The sequence below is a fragment of the Amycolatopsis sp. NPDC004368 genome, from assembly GCF_053602515.1.
The window spans coordinates 1-16916 of the sequence record NZ_JBSGDT010000008.1; the positions used below are offsets into that span (position 1 = coordinate 1).

The 16916-nt window shown below is 70.8% G+C and carries 13 protein-coding genes and 1 pseudogene; 9 read left to right on the forward strand and 5 right to left on the reverse strand.

Going from position 1 to position 16916, the window contains the following annotated elements:
- Positions 1–346: 346 nt before the first annotated feature.
- Positions 347–1051 carry an SDR family oxidoreductase gene (locus ACWEOE_RS14025; RefSeq protein ID WP_452008239.1) on the reverse strand — a complete coding sequence of 235 codons (705 nt, stop codon included), beginning with the start codon at positions 1049–1051 and terminating at the stop codon, positions 347–349.
- A 114-nt stretch (positions 1052–1165) separates the two neighbouring features.
- Between ACWEOE_RS14025 and ACWEOE_RS14030 the strand changes: the two genes are divergently transcribed.
- From ACWEOE_RS14030 to ACWEOE_RS14040, 3 genes are all read left to right on the forward strand, one after another.
- The gene (locus ACWEOE_RS14030) at positions 1166–2020 is read left to right on the forward strand and encodes a LysR family transcriptional regulator (protein ID WP_452008242.1); all 855 of its coding nucleotides are present in this window, start codon (positions 1166–1168) and stop codon (positions 2018–2020) included.
- A gap of 592 nt (positions 2021–2612) precedes the next feature.
- The gene (locus tag ACWEOE_RS14035) at positions 2613–3167 is read left to right on the forward strand and encodes a dihydrofolate reductase family protein (RefSeq protein WP_452008245.1); all 555 of its coding nucleotides are present in this window, start codon (positions 2613–2615) and stop codon (positions 3165–3167) included.
- A gap of 202 nt (positions 3168–3369) precedes the next feature.
- The gene (locus ACWEOE_RS14040; RefSeq protein ID WP_452008247.1) at positions 3370–4278 is read left to right on the forward strand and encodes a ribonuclease Z; all 909 of its coding nucleotides are present in this window, start codon (positions 3370–3372) and stop codon (positions 4276–4278) included.
- A 4-nt stretch (positions 4279–4282) separates the two neighbouring features.
- Here the strand turns inward: ACWEOE_RS14040 and ACWEOE_RS14045 are convergent.
- Positions 4283–4733: pseudogene (locus ACWEOE_RS14045) on the reverse strand (transposase); the annotation flags it as partial.
- A gap of 161 nt (positions 4734–4894) precedes the next feature.
- Here ACWEOE_RS14045 and ACWEOE_RS14050 point away from each other — a divergent pair.
- Positions 4895–8257 (forward strand): TM0106 family RecB-like putative nuclease, encoded by a 3363-nt coding sequence (locus tag ACWEOE_RS14050; RefSeq protein ID WP_452008249.1) that lies wholly within the window; start codon positions 4895–4897, stop codon positions 8255–8257.
- 1310 nt (positions 8258–9567) lie between these two features.
- Here the strand turns inward: ACWEOE_RS14050 and ACWEOE_RS14055 are convergent.
- Positions 9568–11106: an FAD-dependent monooxygenase gene (locus tag ACWEOE_RS14055; protein ID WP_452008252.1), complete on the reverse strand. Its 1539-nt coding sequence runs from the start codon at positions 11104–11106 to the stop codon at positions 9568–9570.
- A gap of 491 nt (positions 11107–11597) precedes the next feature.
- On the opposite strand from ACWEOE_RS14055, the gene ACWEOE_RS14060 reads away from it, so the two are divergent.
- The 4 genes from ACWEOE_RS14060 to ACWEOE_RS14075 all read left to right on the forward strand — a co-directional run bounded on the left by ACWEOE_RS14060 (position 11598) and on the right by ACWEOE_RS14075 (position 14021).
- Positions 11598–12260 (forward strand): TetR/AcrR family transcriptional regulator, encoded by a 663-nt coding sequence (locus ACWEOE_RS14060; RefSeq protein WP_452008254.1) that lies wholly within the window; start codon positions 11598–11600, stop codon positions 12258–12260.
- A gap of 10 nt (positions 12261–12270) precedes the next feature.
- Entirely contained in the window at positions 12271–13353 is a 1083-nt protein-coding gene (locus ACWEOE_RS14065) for an FAD-dependent oxidoreductase (protein ID WP_452008256.1), read from the forward strand.
- A gap of 73 nt (positions 13354–13426) precedes the next feature.
- Entirely contained in the window at positions 13427–13663 is a 237-nt protein-coding gene (locus tag ACWEOE_RS14070; RefSeq protein WP_452008259.1) for a hypothetical protein, read from the forward strand.
- Between the two features lie 103 nt (positions 13664–13766).
- A complete protein-coding gene (locus ACWEOE_RS14075) occupies positions 13767–14021 on the forward strand; it encodes a PLD nuclease N-terminal domain-containing protein (protein ID WP_452008261.1) in 255 nt (84 codons plus the stop codon).
- A gap of 57 nt (positions 14022–14078) precedes the next feature.
- On the opposite strand, the gene ACWEOE_RS14080 is transcribed toward ACWEOE_RS14075, so the two are convergent.
- Complete coding sequence (locus ACWEOE_RS14080; protein ID WP_452008263.1) at positions 14079–14597, reverse strand: lytic polysaccharide monooxygenase auxiliary activity family 9 protein; 519 nt, start codon at positions 14595–14597, stop codon at positions 14079–14081.
- 242 nt (positions 14598–14839) lie between these two features.
- On the opposite strand from ACWEOE_RS14080, the gene ACWEOE_RS14085 reads away from it, so the two are divergent.
- Positions 14840–16201, forward strand: a complete 1362-nt coding sequence (locus ACWEOE_RS14085; protein ID WP_452008265.1) for an NAD-dependent succinate-semialdehyde dehydrogenase — start codon at positions 14840–14842, stop codon at positions 16199–16201.
- Between the two features lie 121 nt (positions 16202–16322).
- Here the strand turns inward: ACWEOE_RS14085 and ACWEOE_RS14090 are convergent, their stop codons facing one another.
- The gene (locus ACWEOE_RS14090; protein ID WP_452008267.1) at positions 16323–16913 is read right to left on the reverse strand and encodes a TetR/AcrR family transcriptional regulator; all 591 of its coding nucleotides are present in this window, start codon (positions 16911–16913) and stop codon (positions 16323–16325) included.
- Positions 16914–16916 lie beyond the last annotated feature (3 nt).

Consider the following 16916-nt stretch of genomic DNA (forward strand, 5'->3'; position numbering starts at 1 on the left):
ATCGACGACCGGGGCCAGACGATCATTCACCACAGGAATCAGGCACGATTGAACAGCGGGCACGGCTCTCTCACGATCATGGGACTTCGACAATCTCATGATCAACAGAGACCGTGCCCGCCCTGCAACCAGCCCACACGACTTTGCCGGAACCCTGCCCTCCCAAGGGGGGCGTCCCTGTTCCAGTTTACCGAGGTCAGCGGGCCGGAGACGGTGAGTACGGAATCTGTGGACAACTCGCGAATGGCGAGGGTGCCTGTGGATAAGTCAGGTGTAAGGGTGATGGCGCCGCGATCCGGGAGGGCCAAGGGATAAGTCGAATGGCGGCGCGTGGTGTCGGGGAGGGTCAGGCGGCGGCGATGCTGCCGCCGCCGTCGACGCGGAGGACTTGGCCGGTGATGTAGCTCGCCTCGGGGGTGAGGAGGAAGCGGATGGCGTGGGCGATTTCCTCGGGGCGGCCGAGGCGGCCGGCGGGGAGCTTTTGCAGGAAGCGGGCCTCGCGGTCGGAGCCAGTGGGGGTGTCGCGGCGGAAGAGCTCGGTTTCGGTGGGGCCGGGGGCGACGGCGTTGACCGTGATGCCGGTGTCGCCGAGTTCGCCGGCCCAGATGGCGGTGGCGGTTTCGAGCGCGGCTTTCGCGCCGCCGTAGGTGGTGCGGTGGGGGGTGCCCAGGGTGACCATGCTGGTGACGTTGACGATGCGCCCGTGGCCGGCCGCCAGCATGCCGGGCAGAACCGCCTGGGTCACCTGCACCGCGGTGCGGAAGTTGAGGTCGAAGGCGCGGTCGACGTCGTCGAGGTCGATCGAGCCGAGGGGGGCCAGGGTGGCGAAGCCGACGTTGTTCACCACGGCGTCGACGGGACCGTCGGCGAGGACTGTGTCGAGAGTGTGCGCGGTGGCGGCGCGGTCGCCGAGGTCGACGGCGTGGAAGGTGCCCGGGAAATCGCCCGGAGCGGAGCGCGCCAGTCCGATGGGGTGGTGGCCCTCGGCGGCCAGCCGGTCGGCGACCGTGCGGCCGATGCCCTTGGACGCCCCGGTGATCAGCACTCGCATTTCTGGTGACTCCTCCTGCTGGATTTTGTCCATGACGGTAATGTTCTTGCCGAGAAGCGACCAATGCCGTGAGTGTTATGGCGGTATGGCTCGGCGATCATGGCAGGAGATTTCATGACGACGTTGCAGCAGCTCAAGGTGCTCTTGGCCGTGGCCGACCACGGCGGCTTCACGGCCGCCGGTGAGCACCTGGGCATGGCGCAGCCCGCGGTGAGCCGGTCGGTGGCCGCGCTCGAGGGCGAGCTGGGCGCGCCGCTGCTCACGCGCCAGCGCACGGGCGTCGCTTTGACCGAAGCCGGTGAACGTGCCGTGCGGCGAGCCCGCGTGGCCGTGCGGCAGGTCGACCTCCTGCGCGCGGAGGTCGCCGAGGTGGCGGGGCAGATCACCGGCACGCTGCGCATCGCGAGCCTGCCCACCGCCACGGGAACGCGGCTGCCCGCCGAGCTGCGGGTGTTCACCGAGCGCCACCCGCTCGTCGCGGTGCGGCTGATCGAGGGCGTGGACCAAGAGGTGCGCGACTGGCTCGACCTGGGTGTCGCCGACGCGGCCGTGGTCACGCTGCCCGCGCCCGGGCTGCACACCGTGCTGCTCGACAGCCACGAGATGTGCGCCGTGCTGCCGGTCGGCCACCCGTTGGCCGAGCAGGACGAGGTGTCCTACGCGGAGCTCGCGCAGGAGCCATTCGTTCGCTCCACCGGCGGCTGCGCGCAGGTGTTCACCGCCGCCGCGGAGCGAGTCGGCGTGAAGCTCGAGGCGGACTTCGAGGCGCGCGAGATGTCGGCGGTGCTGGAGATGGTGCGGGCGCGCCTCGGTGTGAGCATCCTGCCGTCCGTGGGCGTGCCCCGGCTCGACGGCACCGTGCTGCGGCCGCTGGTTCCGCGGACCGAGCGCAGGGTCGCGGTGGCGGTGAGCGCGAGTGCGTCTCCGGCCGCGCGGGCGTTCCTGGCGCAGCTGGCCGAGCGGGCCTGACGTCCATTGTGGAGGGTCTCCTTCAGGTGGCGGTTGAGGGTGTGACGCGGTCGGCAGCCCGCTCGTCGACGTGAGGGTGTGCCGTCGGTGGCGGTGCCGGCCCCGCTGCACGGGACTTCGTCGGCCGCCGAGGCGACGGCGCCTCGACCACTGCGCTTGGCCCCGTTGCCGAGACGCCAGCCGCGTCGAGCCTTGTCCGTGAACCGCGCCACCGCCGAGTGGACGCGGCTCGCTGCGGCACGGCAAGGGTTGTGAACGCGAGCACGAGTTTGCGGCTCAGTGCACCGAGCACCGCAACAGGCCACACGCGTCTTCGAGAGCGGGCGGAGGTGAGGTGTGCTCTCCACAGCGTGGCAACCACACCGTCCACAATGGTCGAGACGGGAACAGGGGAACGAGGTGAAAGATCCATGTCCTCAAGCTACCCACTCGACTCGAACACATGCACGATATCGATTGGGTGAATCAACCCGCGCGCCGCAGCTCGCGAAAAATTCGTTCCGCCGCCACCGATGAGTTCGCTCGCCCCCGCCGGTAGGTACGGGTGTCGAGCCACCCGGCCGACGACGGAAACCGGATGAAGGAGTCCACCATGGGCGACCTGATCGTGATCGAGTTCGTGACACTGGACGGCGTGGTCGAGGACCCGGACGGGTCGGGTGGCACCCCCACCGGCGGCTGGGCCTTCCGCCACGGCCCGGAGGCCGTGGCCGGCGACAAGTTCGAGCTCGGCCCCCTGCTCGACACCGGCGTGATGCTGTTCGGCCGCACCACCTGGGAGCTGTTCGGCAAGATCTGGTCCAACCGCACCGACCCGTTCTCGGCGAAGCTCAACGCCATCCCGAAACTCGTCGCGTCGCAAACGCTCACCAGCACCGACGCGTGGCGGAACTCCTCACTGCTCAAGGGCGACGTGGCCGACGAGGTCCGCCGCCGCAAGGCCGAGCAGGACGTGATCGTGACCGGCAGCCTCAGCCTCGTCCACGCGCTGGGCGACCTCGTCGACGAGTACCGCCTGATGGTCTTCCCCACCGTCGCCGGCAGCGGTCGGCGCCTGTTTCCCGAGCAGGAAGCCCGGGATCTGCGCCTCACGTCGGTGGAACAGAAGGGCGCTGCGGCTCTGCTGCGGTACCGCCAGGCCGGCTGAGCTCAGCTGCGCACCGGAAACCCGGCAATCCCGTCGAGGATCACGGTGAGTGCCGGTAGCGACGCACAACCGTTGTCGCACACTACTTTTCCGGGCACGAGGTCTTGCCTGGCCGAACCCGTACAGCGATCAAAGTCTCACCCGGAACCCGCGGGTCGTCTGACGCTTTTGCCGGCACCCGGTGATCCTCGAAGATGGCGGCATGTCACGACGTGAGCTCGTGGTGCTCGGGTCGGCGAGCCAGACGCCGACCCGGCACCGCAACCACAACGGATACCTCCTGCGCTTCGACACCGACGGCGTGCTGTTCGACCCCGGGGAGGGCACGCAGCGGCAGATGACCCACGCCGGCGTCGCCGCCGCCGAGCTCACGCGCATCTGCATCACCCACTTCCACGGCGACCACAGCCTCGGCCTCTCGGCGGTGCTGCAACGCCTCTCGCTCGACGCCGTGCCGAGGCCCGTGCGCTGCCACTACCCGGCGTCCGGCCAGGCCTTTTTCGACCGCCTCCGCTACTCGACCGTCTACCACGAGCGCGCCGAGGTCGTCCCCGCGCCGGTGGATTCGCAGGACTGGACCGACGGCCCGATCTCCGCCCATCCCCTCGACCACCGCATCGACTGCTTCGGCTACCGCTACACCGAACCCGACGGCATCCGCATGCTCCCCGACCGCCTGAAGGCCGCCGGCGTCCACGGCCCCGACATCAGCCGTCTGCAACGCGAAGGCACCCTCTCGATCAACGGCCGCACCGTGCGCCTCGACGACGTGAGCGAGCGCCGCCCCGGCCAGGTCGTCGCCTTCGTCATGGACACCCGCCCCTGCGCCGGCGCCCTGGCCTGCGCCCGCGACGCCGACCTCCTCGTCGCCGAATCCACCTTCCGCGCCGCCGACGCCGACATCGCCACCCGCTACGGCCACCTCACCAGCACCGACGCCGCGCGCCTCGCCGCGGAGGCGGGGGTGCGCAAGCTGGTGCTCACGCACTTCTCGCAGCGTTATCCGTACGAGGAGGCGGATGCGTTCGGTGAGGAGGCCGCGGACGTGTTCGCCGGGGAGATCCACGTGGCCAGGGACTTCGATGTGATCCCGTTGCCTCGGCGCCGCTGAGCTGATGTTCGCCCTTGATGATGGTGCCGGCGCTGAGGGTGACCGGAGCGACGCCCGCGTAGGCGACCAGATGCCCGGAGGACTTGAACGCGGAGGCGTCACCGATCTCCAGCAGGGACGCGGGCTGTGGTCCTGGCCCCGATGCCGGGCATCGACATCAGGACCCGGCCAGAGGGTGCCCATCGAGCATCCCCTCGACCTGCTCGGCGACGGGTTTGCGTTGCTGAAGCACGCTTTTCAGGCTGTTCGCGAACCGGGGCAGCACGGTGTCTGCGGCGGCGGTGCCCGGGACGGGGGCGGGTTTGCTCATCGAGAGCGGTGCGTGTGCGGCGGCCGGCTTTGGCGATGCCGGCCGGTCAGCCGCAGCTGGAAGGATTTCCAGCACCGCGGAATGATCTTGGTCCGGTGGCGGGCTGGATGCCGGTGAGCGGGCCGCGTGGCCGGCTGGCTGGTCGACCACGACCAGCAGTGTTGTGCGAGGGGCGAGCTTGGCGAACAGCGCCCGCAGCTTCGGTTCGGTCCCCCGCCAGACCACACTGGTCCCCCAAACCCCGCCCCGGCGTGTCAACCCCATCCTCACCACCCCACCCCCACCTCCATGACAAACTTCCCCCCGATGTACACCCCCTCCGATCTCGCCGATCTCCTCGAGTGTGAACACCGGAGCGTCCTCAACCAGGCGCGAGCGGCCGGCCTCCCCGGCGCGCCGGAGCCGACGTCCAAGCCCGACCAGCTCGCCGTCAAGCACGGGCGTGCGCACGAGGAAGCCGCGCTGACCCGGCTTCGAAATGAACGCAAGGTCGTCGAGATCGACGAGCGGGATCCGGCCGTCGCCGCGAAGGCCACGGAGGAAGCGCTGCGGGCGGGGGCGCCGGTTGTCTACCAAGCGGTGTTCCACGACGACGAGTTCAGCGGCCGCGCCGATTTCCTGCTGCGCGACGACGAAGGCCGCTACGAGGTGTACGACACCAAGCTCGCGCGGCACGCCAAGCCGTCGGCCGTGGTGCAGCTCACGGCGTACGCGGATGCCCTGCGACGCAAGGGCTGGCCGACCGGGCCGAACATGCACCTGATGCTCGGCGACGGCACGACGAAAACCCTGCGCGTCGACGATTTTCTTCCGTTGCTGGACCGCCTCCGGTCAAGGCTGCAAGCGCGGCCCGCGCGGCTGCCGCTGCAGCTGTGGGCCGACGAGCGGCCGGCGTGCGGTGCGTGCAGCTTCGCGCAGCACTGCGCGACGGCGCGTGAGGCGGACCGTGACCTGTCTCTCGTCGCGGGCATGCGCGGGGATCAGCGGCGCAAGCTCGTGACGGCCGGCCTCGCCACGATCGACAAGCTCGCCGCCGCCGGGCCGGACGATCGGCCGCGCGACATGTCGGCCACCACGTACACCACGTTGCGGGCGCAGGCCGCCATCCAGGTGCGCCAGGACGAAACGGGCGAGCTGGCCTACGAGGTCATCGACCCCGTCGCGCTCGCCGAGCTGCCGGAGCCCAACGCCGGCGACGTCTTCTTCGACATGGAGGGCGACCCGTACGCGCTGGCGGGCACCGGGCTCGAGTACCTTTTCGGCGCCGTCACGCCGGATCAGCGCTTCATCCCCTTCTGGGCCCACAACCGCGCGCAGGAGAAGCGTGCGTTCGAGGAGTTCGTCGACTTCGCCCGCATGCGCCTGGCCGAGCACCCCGGCGCCCACATCTACCACTACGCGCCCTACGAGGTCACCGCCGTGAAGCGCCTCGCCGCGGTGCACGGCACGCGCGAGGAGGAAGTGGACGAGCTGCTGCGCGGCGGCGCGCTCGTGGACCTCTACGCCGTGGTGCGCAAGGCGTTGCGGGTCGGCCAGCGCTCGTACTCGATCAAGTACCTCGAGCCGCTCTACATGCCCGCCGCGCGCGAAGGCGATGTGAAGACGGCGGCGTCCAGCATCGAGGCCTACGAGGACTACCTCACGCTCACCGCCGCCGGCGAGACCGAGCGCGCGGCCGAAGTGCTCGACGGCATCGGCGAATACAACGAGTACGACTGCGTGTCCACCCTGCGGCTGCTCGAGTTCCTGCACGAAGTTCGCGAAGACGAAGGCATCGAGCTCGCCACGCCGGAGCCGGAGTCCGAAGTGGACGCGCTGCTGCGTGAGTCCGAGGAGGACGTTGCCGCACAGCGGCGGGCCGAGCGCGCGGCCGCCATGGCGGCGCTGGTCGATCCGCTCCTCGACGGTCTCCCCGACGATCCGGCCGACTTCACGCCCGACGACCACGCCCGCGCGCTGCTCGCCGCGTCCGTCGGCTACCACCGGCGCGAGACGAACCCGGCGTGGTGGGAGTTCTTCCGCCAGCTGGCCGCACCGCTCGGCGACCTGGAGGTCGACACGACGTGCGCCGTGCCCGTCGCGGTGTCGGCGGGTGAGTGGGTGCCCCCGTCCGGGCGGCTGCGCACGGCGAAGCGCACGCTCGTCGTCGCGTGTGACCCGGACCGGCCCCACCCGTTCGCGCCCGGCGACGACGTACGGCTGCGCTACGGCGCCGAAGCACGCGACGCGAAGGTGGTGGCATCGTCGGCCGTGGAGCTGACGCTGGAGGAGAGCAGCGCGCCCGACGCGACGTCGAACGACCGCCCGGCCGCGGTGCTGCCCGGCAGCCCGGTGCGGCCGTCGCCGAAGGACGAGGCCGTCGCGGAGCTCGCGCGCCTGGTCGGCGAATCGCTGCCGACGCTGCCGCAGCACCCGGGAGTCGACCTGCTGCGCCGCGAGGCGCCGCGTCTGCGGACCGGCGGGGCGCTGCCCGCCGCCGGCGCCGACCTGGTCGAGACGGTCATCGAGGCCGTCGATGCGCTCGACGGTTCGGTGCTCGCCGTGCAAGGTCCGCCGGGCGCGGGGAAGACGTACCTCGCGGGCAAGCTGATCGCGCACCTCGTGCGCTCCGGCAAGACGGTGGGGGTCACCTCCACCAGCCACAAGGCCGTGGAGAACGTGCTCTCGGCCGCGCTGGGCAACGATCCTTCGCTGGCGTGCGCCAAGCGTGCGAAGCGGACGCCGGATCCCGAGGCGCCGTGGGAACAGCCGAAGAACAACAACGCGCTCGTGCGCTGGCGCGAGGAACACGACACCGGGCACCTCGTGGGCGGCACGGCGTGGACGTTCGCCAACGCCGCCGTGCGCGCGGAACCGTTCGACGTGCTCGTGATCGACGAGGCCGGCCAGTTCGCCCTGGCCGACGCGCTGGCCGTGTCGACCTGCGCCAGGAACGTGGTGCTGCTCGGTGATCCGCAGCAGCTGCCGCAGGTGGTGCAGGGCACACACCCGGCGGGCGCGGAGGCGTCGGCGCTGGGGCACCTGATCGGCGGCGCCGACATCATGCCGCCCCACCTGGGCTACTTCCTCGACCAGACGCGGCGCATGCACCCGGACGTCTGCGCGCCCGTGTCCCGGTTGTCGTACGCTGGGCTGCTGCACTCGCACCCGTCGGCTTCGCGATCGGTCGACGGGTTCGCGTCGGGGCTGTACCTGGCGTCGGTGGAGCACCGCGGCAACACGACGCGTTCGGTGGAAGAGGCGGCCGAGGTCGTTTCGGTGATCTCGGCGCTGCACGGTCGAACGTGGGAGGGTCGCCCGCTCACCGACGCCGACTTCCTCGTGGTGGCGCCCTACAACCTCCAGGCCCGGGTGGTCACGCGCGCGCTGGCCGACGCCGGGTTCGGCGACGTCCGCGTGGGCACGGTCGACCGGTTCCAGGGCCAGGAGGCGCCGGTGGTGGTCACGACGATGACCTCGTCCTCGGCCGTCGACCTGCCGCGTGGGCTGGATTTCCTGCTCTCGCGCAACCGGCTCAACGTCGCGCTCTCTCGGGCGCAGTCCGTGGCGGTGCTGGTGTGCTCACCGCACCTGCTCGAGGCCGACATCCGCACCGTGGAACAAATGCGGCTGGTGTCCGGGATGCTCGGGCTGCTGCAGGACGCGCAGCCCTGGCCGGGCTCCGGATAAGGTCGTGCCCCCGTCCCGTCGCTGCGGAGGGGAGTCGCGCGGGCCGGGAGCGGGGGCACTGGTTCCCGCCTCTGCGCCGCGCCGGTGGGGGGATCGGCGGGGCGGGCGGGAGCTCTTCTTGTCGGTGCAGTGTCGTCGGTACGGGGGCCGCCTCTCGGCGAGTGGCACGACCCGGCGTCTTGCGACGGCCCGGGAAGGCAGTGGGTGAGGCCCGGGGGCACCGCCGTACCGACATCAGGTACAACGTCTGGGTCACGCCGATGTTCCGGCTTCCCCTGTGACGCGGATCGCCGCCTTTCATGATCCATTGTGGACAGTGGGATGCCCCCGCTCCCGCCGCGGCAGTGGGTTCCGGCGGCAGGAGCAGGGAGCACATGAGCCCACCCCGCGCGGCCTCGGGGGCAATTGCGGCGCAGCGGGGTGGGGTGGCTGGGGATGGGTGGCCGGTGCGGGGGTCGCCTCTCGGCGAAGTGGCACGACCCGGGGTCTCGCGACGGTCCGGGAGGGCAGTGGGTGGAGCCCGGGGACACCACCGCACCGGCAAGAGAGACAACTCTTCGTTCGGAGGCGATATTCCCTGTCCCGCACGAAGATCGAAGCTTCAAGATCCACAGTAGAGGGTGCTCCCGCTCCCGGCGCCGCCGGCTGGGGGCCCGGCGGGCGAGAGCAGGAGCACTGGCGCCCGTCCCGTGCCGCGTTGGGGGGAGCGCAGGGCAGCGGGGCGGGTGGTCCAGGGCGCCGGCACGGGGGTCGCCTCTCGGCGAGTGGCGCGACCCGGGGCCGGCGAACCGGCTGTCCGGGAGGGCGAGGTGTGAGGCCCGGGGACCCCTCCGTACCGACAGTGTGTACAACGCCAGGGGGCCGCGAATGTTCCGGCGGGTCCGAGTGACGTGGGTCGCGACCGTTCGGGTGACCTGCGTGCCGGTTCGGGAATTTTTCGGGGCCGGGTAAGCGGACTGGGTCGCGGGAGGAGAGGCCGGGGATCGTCGATGTCGCGTCGGTGCGCATCCGGACGCGGACGGTGTGGTGGCCTGGAAAGCGCCCCACGCCGTCCGTCAAGCGCCTGGCTCGTGGCCTGGCGGGTCCTTTTCGGACTCGTCCGAGCTCCCACCTCCGAGCGCCGTTGATCGAGGGGTGAGTTGAGTGGCCCCCTGGGCGCGGAAGGGGGACTACCAGGGGGCCTGGCCCGCTCGCCCGGTCGGGGGAATGTCGAGGCTGAGCGGGTTGTCGGAGACACTAGCGGTAGAAGTTGATCTAGGGGCAGTCCACGAAACGGTGAACTGGGCCCGGCGATCACCTACTCCCCGTGATCATCTCTGGTCGGGCCGGTTCGGCTCGCCGAACCACGCCGTGAGGGCCTCGCGCAGGGTGGCCGGGTCGGCCGGTGCGGCGGCGGACGCGGCCCACGCGACGTGGGCGTCCGGCCGGATGAGAAGGGCGTCGGCGGGGCGGAGGTCGGCCTTGCCGGGGTGGATTTCGACGTGGGGGGACCAGTTCTCGGCGACCGCGCGGAGGTCCGGGCGGTCGCCGAGGTCGAGGAACACCGGCCGAGCCTGGTGCAGCAGCGCGGAAAGACTGGTGGGGCCGTCGGCGGTGGTCAGGGCGAAGTCGGCGGCGAAGGTGCCCGCCAGGGCGTGGTCCGAGCCCGGCATCGGGTAGCGCAGGTCGGCGCCGCCGATGATCGCGGCGAGGCGGCGCGCCGGTTGTTCGTCGGACAGGAGCTCCTGGAACAGCGTGCGCAGCGCGTCGGCGGCGGGGTCGTGCCCGCGGCGCAGGGCGGCCTGCGCGCTGGTCTGCAGGAGCGCGCGGGCGCCGGCCGGGTGGCGTTCGGAGTGGTAGGTGTCGAGCAGGCCGGCGGGCGCCCGGCCGGTCACGGCCGCGGCGAGTTTCCACGCCAGGTTGACCGAGTCGAGCATCCCGAGGTTCAGCGACGCGCCCGAGGAGGCCAGCAGGTGCGCCGCATCACCGGCGAGGAAGACGCGTCCGGTGCGGTAGCGGTCCACCTGCCGGCCCTGCCACTGGTAACGCGACAGCCGTCGCACTTCGCCGAGGGGCAAGGGAGCGCCGAGCACGCGTGTGACGCTCCCCTGGAACTCGGCCTCGGTCATGGGGGAGTCGTCGTAGGTGGTCGACTCGTTCTCGACGGTGTTGATCATCAGGTGGTCCGAACCGATCGCCCCGAAGGAGAAGACGCCGGCCTCGGTGCGCGTGTAGCCGGGCTGTACCGGGCCCACGCCGGGCACGTCGAGGCCGCCGTCGGTTCGTCGCGGCGCAGTCGCTTCGACGAGCCGGTTCACCTCCGGGTACGTGGTGCCCGGGAAGTCCAGGCCCAGCAGGTCGCGGACCCGGCTGCGGCCGCCGTCGCAGCCGACGACGTAGCGCCCCGCGAGCCGGTACGGCCCGTCGGGACCGTGCACGTCCACGGTCACCGAGTCCGCGTCCTGGCGCAGGCCCACCACCTCGTGGCCCTCGCGGACCTGCGCGCCGAGCTCGGCCGCGTACTCGGCGAGGGTGCGTTCGAGCACCGGCTGCGGGATGGCGAGCGCGCAGAACGCCGGCTCGCTCAGGTGTGACAGGTCCAGGTGCACCCCGCCGAACGGCAGGCTCGGCGCCCGGTGCACCGCGGTCGCGGCGGCTTCAAGCCTTGCCAGCACGCCGCGGTGGCGCAGCAGGTCGAGGATCTGGCCGCCGAGCCCGTTGGCGCGCGGTACTTCGCGCCGCTTCGGCTGCCGTTCCAGCACCACCGGCGCCACACCGGCCAGCCGCAGCTCGGCCGCCAGGACCAGCCCGGCCGCGCCGGCGCCGACGATGATCACGTCTTGCATCGAGTTTCCCCCGGTTTCGGTCACGGCCGCAGATTCTGCGGCATGCCGGGGGTCTTGCGGCAAGCCCCGGGGTGCGCTATAGCTTGGGAGTGGGAGGACGACTCCGTCTTCTTTGGACGGAAGTCGCTCAGTCGGAGCCGCTCACGCCACTCGCGCCTCGACGCCGGCCTGGCGACAGCGCGCCGACGTGTCTTCGGGTGCCTCGGCATGGGTGACCTGCTCCGCAATAGTCGAGCACGAACATGTCGAAGCGACAGCGCCGCCAACGCGGCTTCATCGATGGCGCCGCCCATCGAGCTGTCATTCGCCGCCTCCGACGCCACTTTCCGCAGATCTCGGACGTCTCCAGCTCGCCGTTTCAGCCTGCCGACGGCGACACCGCCATCGCGCCTGAGCGGCCCGAGGATGCGTTCGTGCCGGGGTTGCCTCGGGCGGTTGCCGAGCCCGTGCGTTGTGATGGCGAACATGTTCGTCACGACCTTGTTCGTCACGAACATGTTCGTTACCGTGGTGTCATGACCGCACCACGCAGCCGCCGGGAGCGCCCGGCCAAGCCGGCCCTGACCAGGGCCGGGATCATCTCCGCCGCGCTCGCGATCCTGCGTGCGGAAGGCCTGTCCCGGCTCACGATGCGCCGGCTCGCGCAGGAGCTCGACACGGGCGCGGCGTCGCTGTATGTCTACGTCCGCAACACCGTGGAGCTGCACGCCGCGGTGCTCGACGAGCTGCTCGGCGAGGTCGAGCCGCCGCCGTCGACCGGTGCGTGGGCGCGGCGGCTGGAAGCGGTGCTCGGCTCGTACACGGCGGTGCTGTTCCGCTACCCCGGGCTGGCGCAGTCGGCGCTCGTCGCCCGGCCACGCGGCGATCACTACCTGCGGCTCGTGGACACGCTGCTGGCGTTGCTGGCTGAGGGCGACGTGCCTCGCGCGCAGGCTGCGTGGGGCGTCGACCTGCTGCTGCAGCTGGCCACGGCGACCGCGGCCGAGCACGCCGACGAGCGCCCCGAAGACGGCGAAGAGTGGCAGGCCCTCGCGGCCGTGATCCGCGCGGCGCCGCCCGAGCACTATCCGCACGTGGCCGCGGCCGGGCCCGAGCTGCTGTCCGGGGCGCCCGGCGAGCGGTTGTCCTGGGCGTTCCGCGCGGTGATCGCCGGAATCGCCCACACCCCGCGAACCTGAAGGAGAAGCCATGCAGATCACCATCGTCGGAGGCGGCCTCGGCGGGCTCACGCTCGCGGCCGTGCTCCACCGCAACGGCATCCAGGCCACCGTGCTGGACCTCGACACGTCGGCGTCGGCCCGCACGCAGGGCGGGATGCTCGACATCCACGAGGAAACCGGCCAGGCCGCATTGCGCGCGGCGGGGCTGTACGAGGCGTTCCTGCCACTGATCCACCCGGGCGGGGAGGCCACGCGCGTGCTCGACCGGCACGCGGTGGTGCGACTGTCCGAAGAGGACGACGGCACGGGCGGCCGGCCGGAGGTCGAGCGCGGTGCGTTGCGTGATCTGCTGCTGTCGTCACTGCCCGAGGGCACCGTTCGCTGGGACGCCAAGGTGGTCTCGGCCCGCCCACTGGGTGACGGGCGTCACGAGATCGCAATGGCCGACGGCACTTCTTCAGTGACGGACGTGCTCGTCGGGGCCGACGGCGCCTGGTCCCGGATCCGGCCGCTGGTGTCGGGCGAGGTGCCCGCGTACACCGGGCATTCGTTCGTGGAGCTGGACCTGCTCGACGTGGCCACGCGGCACCCGGAGGCCGCGGCGCTCGTCGGCGGGGGCATGTTCCTCGCGCTGGGGCCGGGGAAGGGGATTCTGGGGCACCGGGAGCCGGATGGCAGCGTGCACCTGTACGTCGCCCTCCAGATATCCGAATCCGCCGACTTCTCGTTGCGCGCTCAGTTCGCCGACTGGGCACCGGAACTGCGCGCCCTGATCGAGGCGGCCGACACCGCGCCCGTGCTCCGCCCGATCCACGCTTTGCCGGTCGGCCACGACTGGTCACGCGTGCCCGGCGTCACCTTGATCGGCGACGCGGCGCACGTGATGTCCCCCTTCGCCGGCGAGGGCGCCAACCTGGCCATGATCGACGGCGCCGACCTGGCCTCGGCTCTGGTTACCTCCGGTGGCGACGTCGAGGCAGCGCTGGCGCGGTACGAGGAGGCGATGTTCCCGCGCAGCTCGGAAGCCGCGCGGGGTTCGGCGGAGAACCTGGCGACGTCCTTCGCGGCCGACGCACCTGACGGCCTGCTGGCGGTTTTCGCGGGTCACTGAAGTTGCGTCGACTCTTGCCGTGAAGATCGTTGGGCTTGCCGGTTCTCGCGGGATGCGGAGCTGTGGTGGGGCGGTGCTGCTGGTGGCCCCGGTGGTCGACTCGGTGGGCAACGGTCTGTTCCAGCCGCTGTCGGTGCAGTTCTTCGCGAGGCTGACCACGGTTCCGCTGGCGCTCATCGACATCCTCCTCAACGCCCCGAACGCCCTTGCGCTGCCGATACTCCTGATCGTGGGCAGGGTGGCCGACCGGATCGGGCCGTGGGTGCTGGGCGGTCGACCACCGGCCACTCGCATCGCGGCTACAACTTAAGGATTACGCGGGTCGAGCCGTCGAGCCGATTCGCAGCCGCCGCGACCCTCGCATACTGGGCACATCGCGTCCGAAGTGGACCGACGAACCAGGGAGAGGACCGATGATCACCCCCACCGCGTTGGCCGCCGTCGCTCAGGACGGGCACCATGCCGCGAACATCGCCGTCGTCGGGGGGATCATTGCGTTGATCCTGATCCCGGTTGTCTTCTTCCTCGGCGCGCTGATCAGCGTGCTCGGCAGTCCGCTCGGCGGCGGGATGAAGCTGGTGTGGATCGTGTTCGCGTTCTGTGCGCCGTTCCTGGGGCCGCTGCTGTGGTTCCTCGTGGGGCGACGCAGCGCGGAAGCGTACCGATGAATCCATAGTGGACCAAGAGGCGGCGGACGGGCCCGAAAACCCGTCCGCCGCTTGCGGTCAGCTCACCTGCAGGTCGACGCAGGAGTAGAACGCGTTGGTCGTGTCGGCGATGTTCCAGATGGCCAGCACGGTCTGGCGGCCCGTGCGGTTGCCCAGGTTCACCGAGTGCGACACGGTGGCGGGCGGCACCTCGTTGTTGCCGCTGAAGCTCGCGATGCGGGTGTTGCCGATGTAGTACTCGTACGTGCTGGTCTTGTGCCGGGCGGTGAACGTCCAGTTGAACGTGACCGTGCGGCCCGTCGCGGTGGCGCGCCAGGGCTTGCTGTTGTCGTTGAGCTCGGCGAAGCGCGCGACGCCGCCGTTGCAGGTGCGCTGGCCCTTCTGGCCCTCCACGCTCTGCGGTTCCCACTTGATGTCGCCGCAGGACACGATGTTCTGCGCGCACTGCGCCTGCCGGCTCGCCGGGGCGTTGACGTAGCCGTGGGCGCTGGCCGTGCCCACGGGTCCGACCAGCACGATCACGGGCGCGATGGCGGCACCGGCCAGTGCGGCCACGAGCTTGCGGTTCGTTTTCATACCGGGCTCCTTCGAGCAGCTGGGCCCGCTCCCGGTTCACGGGCGCGTTCGAGCGACCGCGGGGGAGGTGCGCGGGCGGAAGGGGAGTGTGGTCTAGACCATAAGGCGATTCGGACGTTTCGGTCAAGAGATCGCAAACTTATGGAGTAATGAGCCGATCGACGTCAGGCCTAGTGCATACTGTATGCAATTTGGTACTCTGTGCTCGACCTCTTCAGCCGAGCACGGAGGCCCCTGCCGCGATGTACACCGTCACCGACCCGGCCACGGGTGAACTGATCGAGCAGATCGAGAACGCCACCGACGACCAGGTGCGCGACGCGATCGCCCGCGTCCACCGCGGTTACCTGGCGTGGCGGGAACGCCCGATCGCCGAACGCGCCGAGATCGTGGCGCGCGCGGCCGAGCTGTTCGCCGAACGATCCGACGAGCTCGCCGCCATCATGACCCAGGAGATGGGCAAACGCATCAACGAGGGCCGCGGCGAGGTCGGCATCGTCGTCGACATCTTCAGCTACTACGCCGAACACGGCCCGGCGCTGATCGCCGACGAGCCGCTCAAGATCAAGGGCGGCGACGCCGTCATCCGCAAGGAGCCCATCGGTGCGCTGCTGGGCGTGATGCCGTGGAACTTCCCCATGTACCAGGTCGCGCGCTTCGTGGCGCCGAACCTGGTGCTCGGCAACACGATCCTGCTGAAGCACGCGTCGATCTGCCCTCGCTCGGCCGTCGCGATCGAGTCGGTGCTGCGTGACGCCGGCGTCCCCGAAGACGCGTACGTGAACGTCTGGGCCTCCTCCCGCCAGGTGCCCTCGATCCTCGCCGACCCGCGCATCGTCGGCGTCTCCCTGACCGGCAGCGAACAGGCGGGCGTCTCCGTCGCCGCCGAGGCGGGTCGCAACCTGAAACGCTGCGTCCTCGAACTGGGCGGCTCGGACCCCCTCATCGTCCTCGACACCGACGACCTCGACGCGACGGTGAACACCGTCGCGACGGCCCGGTTGCGCAACTGCGGGCAGTCCTGCAACGCGCCCAAGCGGATCATCGTCGTCGGGGATCTGTACGAGTCCTTTGTGGAGAAGCTGACCGCGCGCGTGGCGTCGTACTACCTGCCGGGCGACCCCTCGGACCCCGCCACGACTTTGCCGCCGCTCGCTTCCGTGGCGGCCGCGGACGAGGTCGCGGACCAGGTCACCGCCGCCGTGGCCCAGGGCGCGGTGCTCCGCACGGGCGGCCACCGCGTCGACGGGCCAGGTGCGTACCTGGAGGCCACGGTCCTCACCGGCGTGACGCCCGAGATGGACGCCTACCGGGACGAGATCTTCGGGCCGGTCTTCCTGCTCTTCCCGGCCGCCACCGACGACGAAGCCATCTCCATCGCGAACGATTCGCCGTTCGGCCTGGGCGCCAGCGTCTTCGGCACCGACCCCGCCCGCATGCGCGCCGTGGCCAACCGGATCGAGTCGGGGATGGTGTACTTCAACAAATCCGGCGGGTCGCAGGCCGACCTGCCGTTCGGCGGGATCAAACGCTCGGGGATGGGACGGGAGCTGGGTCCGTTGGGGATCGAGGAGTTCATGAACAAGAAATCCATACGCCTCTGACCCTAGGTCTTGCCTTGTTTGGCCTTCTCAGGCCGTAAGCGGCAGGTGCTCGGCCACACCCGAAACGGCGAACGCGGAAGACGCCGGCCGTTGCAACCGGCGCCGATGCTGTCGTAGAGGGTCACTGCGGCGCCAACAACGAACCCAGCCAACCCGCCAACACCGTCTGAGTCTCGGCACGCACCGCTGCCGGGTCCGAAGCCGCGGCGATCATCCGCGCCGCCTCCATCACGGCGCTCAGCACCAGCTGGGCCAAGGTGCGCACGGGCAGGTCCACGATCAACCCGGCCTCGTGCGCCGAAGTCAGCGACGAAACCAGCAACCCCAGCCCGTACTCGCCCTCGATCTCGCGCCAGACGTCCCAGCCCAGCACCGCGGGGGCGTCGGTCAAGGAGATCCGCTGGACCTCCGGCCGCAGGCACGCGTCCAAGAACACGCCCAGCGCCGCGGTCATACCGATGAGAGGCGAAGCGTCCGACATCGCCGCCGAGACCTCCGCCGTCAGTTCGCGTTCGAGTTCCTCCACGACGGCGCGGAACAAGCCCAGTTTGTCGCCGAAGTGGTGGTACAGGGCGCCGCGGGTGACGCCGGCGGTGCGGGTGATCTCCTCGGCCGGCACGTCGTGGTAGCCGCGGGTGCCGAAAAGCCCGCGGGCGGCCGCGACGAGGGCCGCGCGGGTGGCGTCGGAGCGTTCCTGCTGGGTGCGTCTCACCCG

Excerpts from the sequence above, each read along its gene's own strand:
- ACWEOE_RS14025 (WP_452008239.1), bottom strand. The coding sequence starts at position 1,051 with ATGCGAGTGCTGATCACCGGGGCGTCCAAGGGCATCGGCCGCACGGTC.
- ACWEOE_RS14030 (WP_452008242.1), top strand. The coding sequence starts at position 1,166 with ATGACGACGTTGCAGCAGCTCAAGGTGCTCTTGGCCGTGGCCGACCAC.
- ACWEOE_RS14035 (WP_452008245.1), top strand. The coding sequence starts at position 2,613 with ATGGGCGACCTGATCGTGATCGAGTTCGTGACACTGGACGGCGTGGTC.
- ACWEOE_RS14040 (WP_452008247.1), top strand. The coding sequence starts at position 3,370 with ATGTCACGACGTGAGCTCGTGGTGCTCGGGTCGGCGAGCCAGACGCCG.
- ACWEOE_RS14050 (WP_452008249.1), top strand. The coding sequence starts at position 4,895 with ATGTACACCCCCTCCGATCTCGCCGATCTCCTCGAGTGTGAACACCGG.
- ACWEOE_RS14060 (WP_452008254.1), top strand. The coding sequence starts at position 11,598 with ATGACCGCACCACGCAGCCGCCGGGAGCGCCCGGCCAAGCCGGCCCTG.
- ACWEOE_RS14065 (WP_452008256.1), top strand. The coding sequence starts at position 12,271 with ATGCAGATCACCATCGTCGGAGGCGGCCTCGGCGGGCTCACGCTCGCG.
- ACWEOE_RS14075 (WP_452008261.1), top strand. The coding sequence starts at position 13,767 with ATGATCACCCCCACCGCGTTGGCCGCCGTCGCTCAGGACGGGCACCAT.
- ACWEOE_RS14080 (WP_452008263.1), bottom strand. The coding sequence starts at position 14,597 with ATGAAAACGAACCGCAAGCTCGTGGCCGCACTGGCCGGTGCCGCCATC.
- ACWEOE_RS14085 (WP_452008265.1), top strand. The coding sequence starts at position 14,840 with ATGTACACCGTCACCGACCCGGCCACGGGTGAACTGATCGAGCAGATC.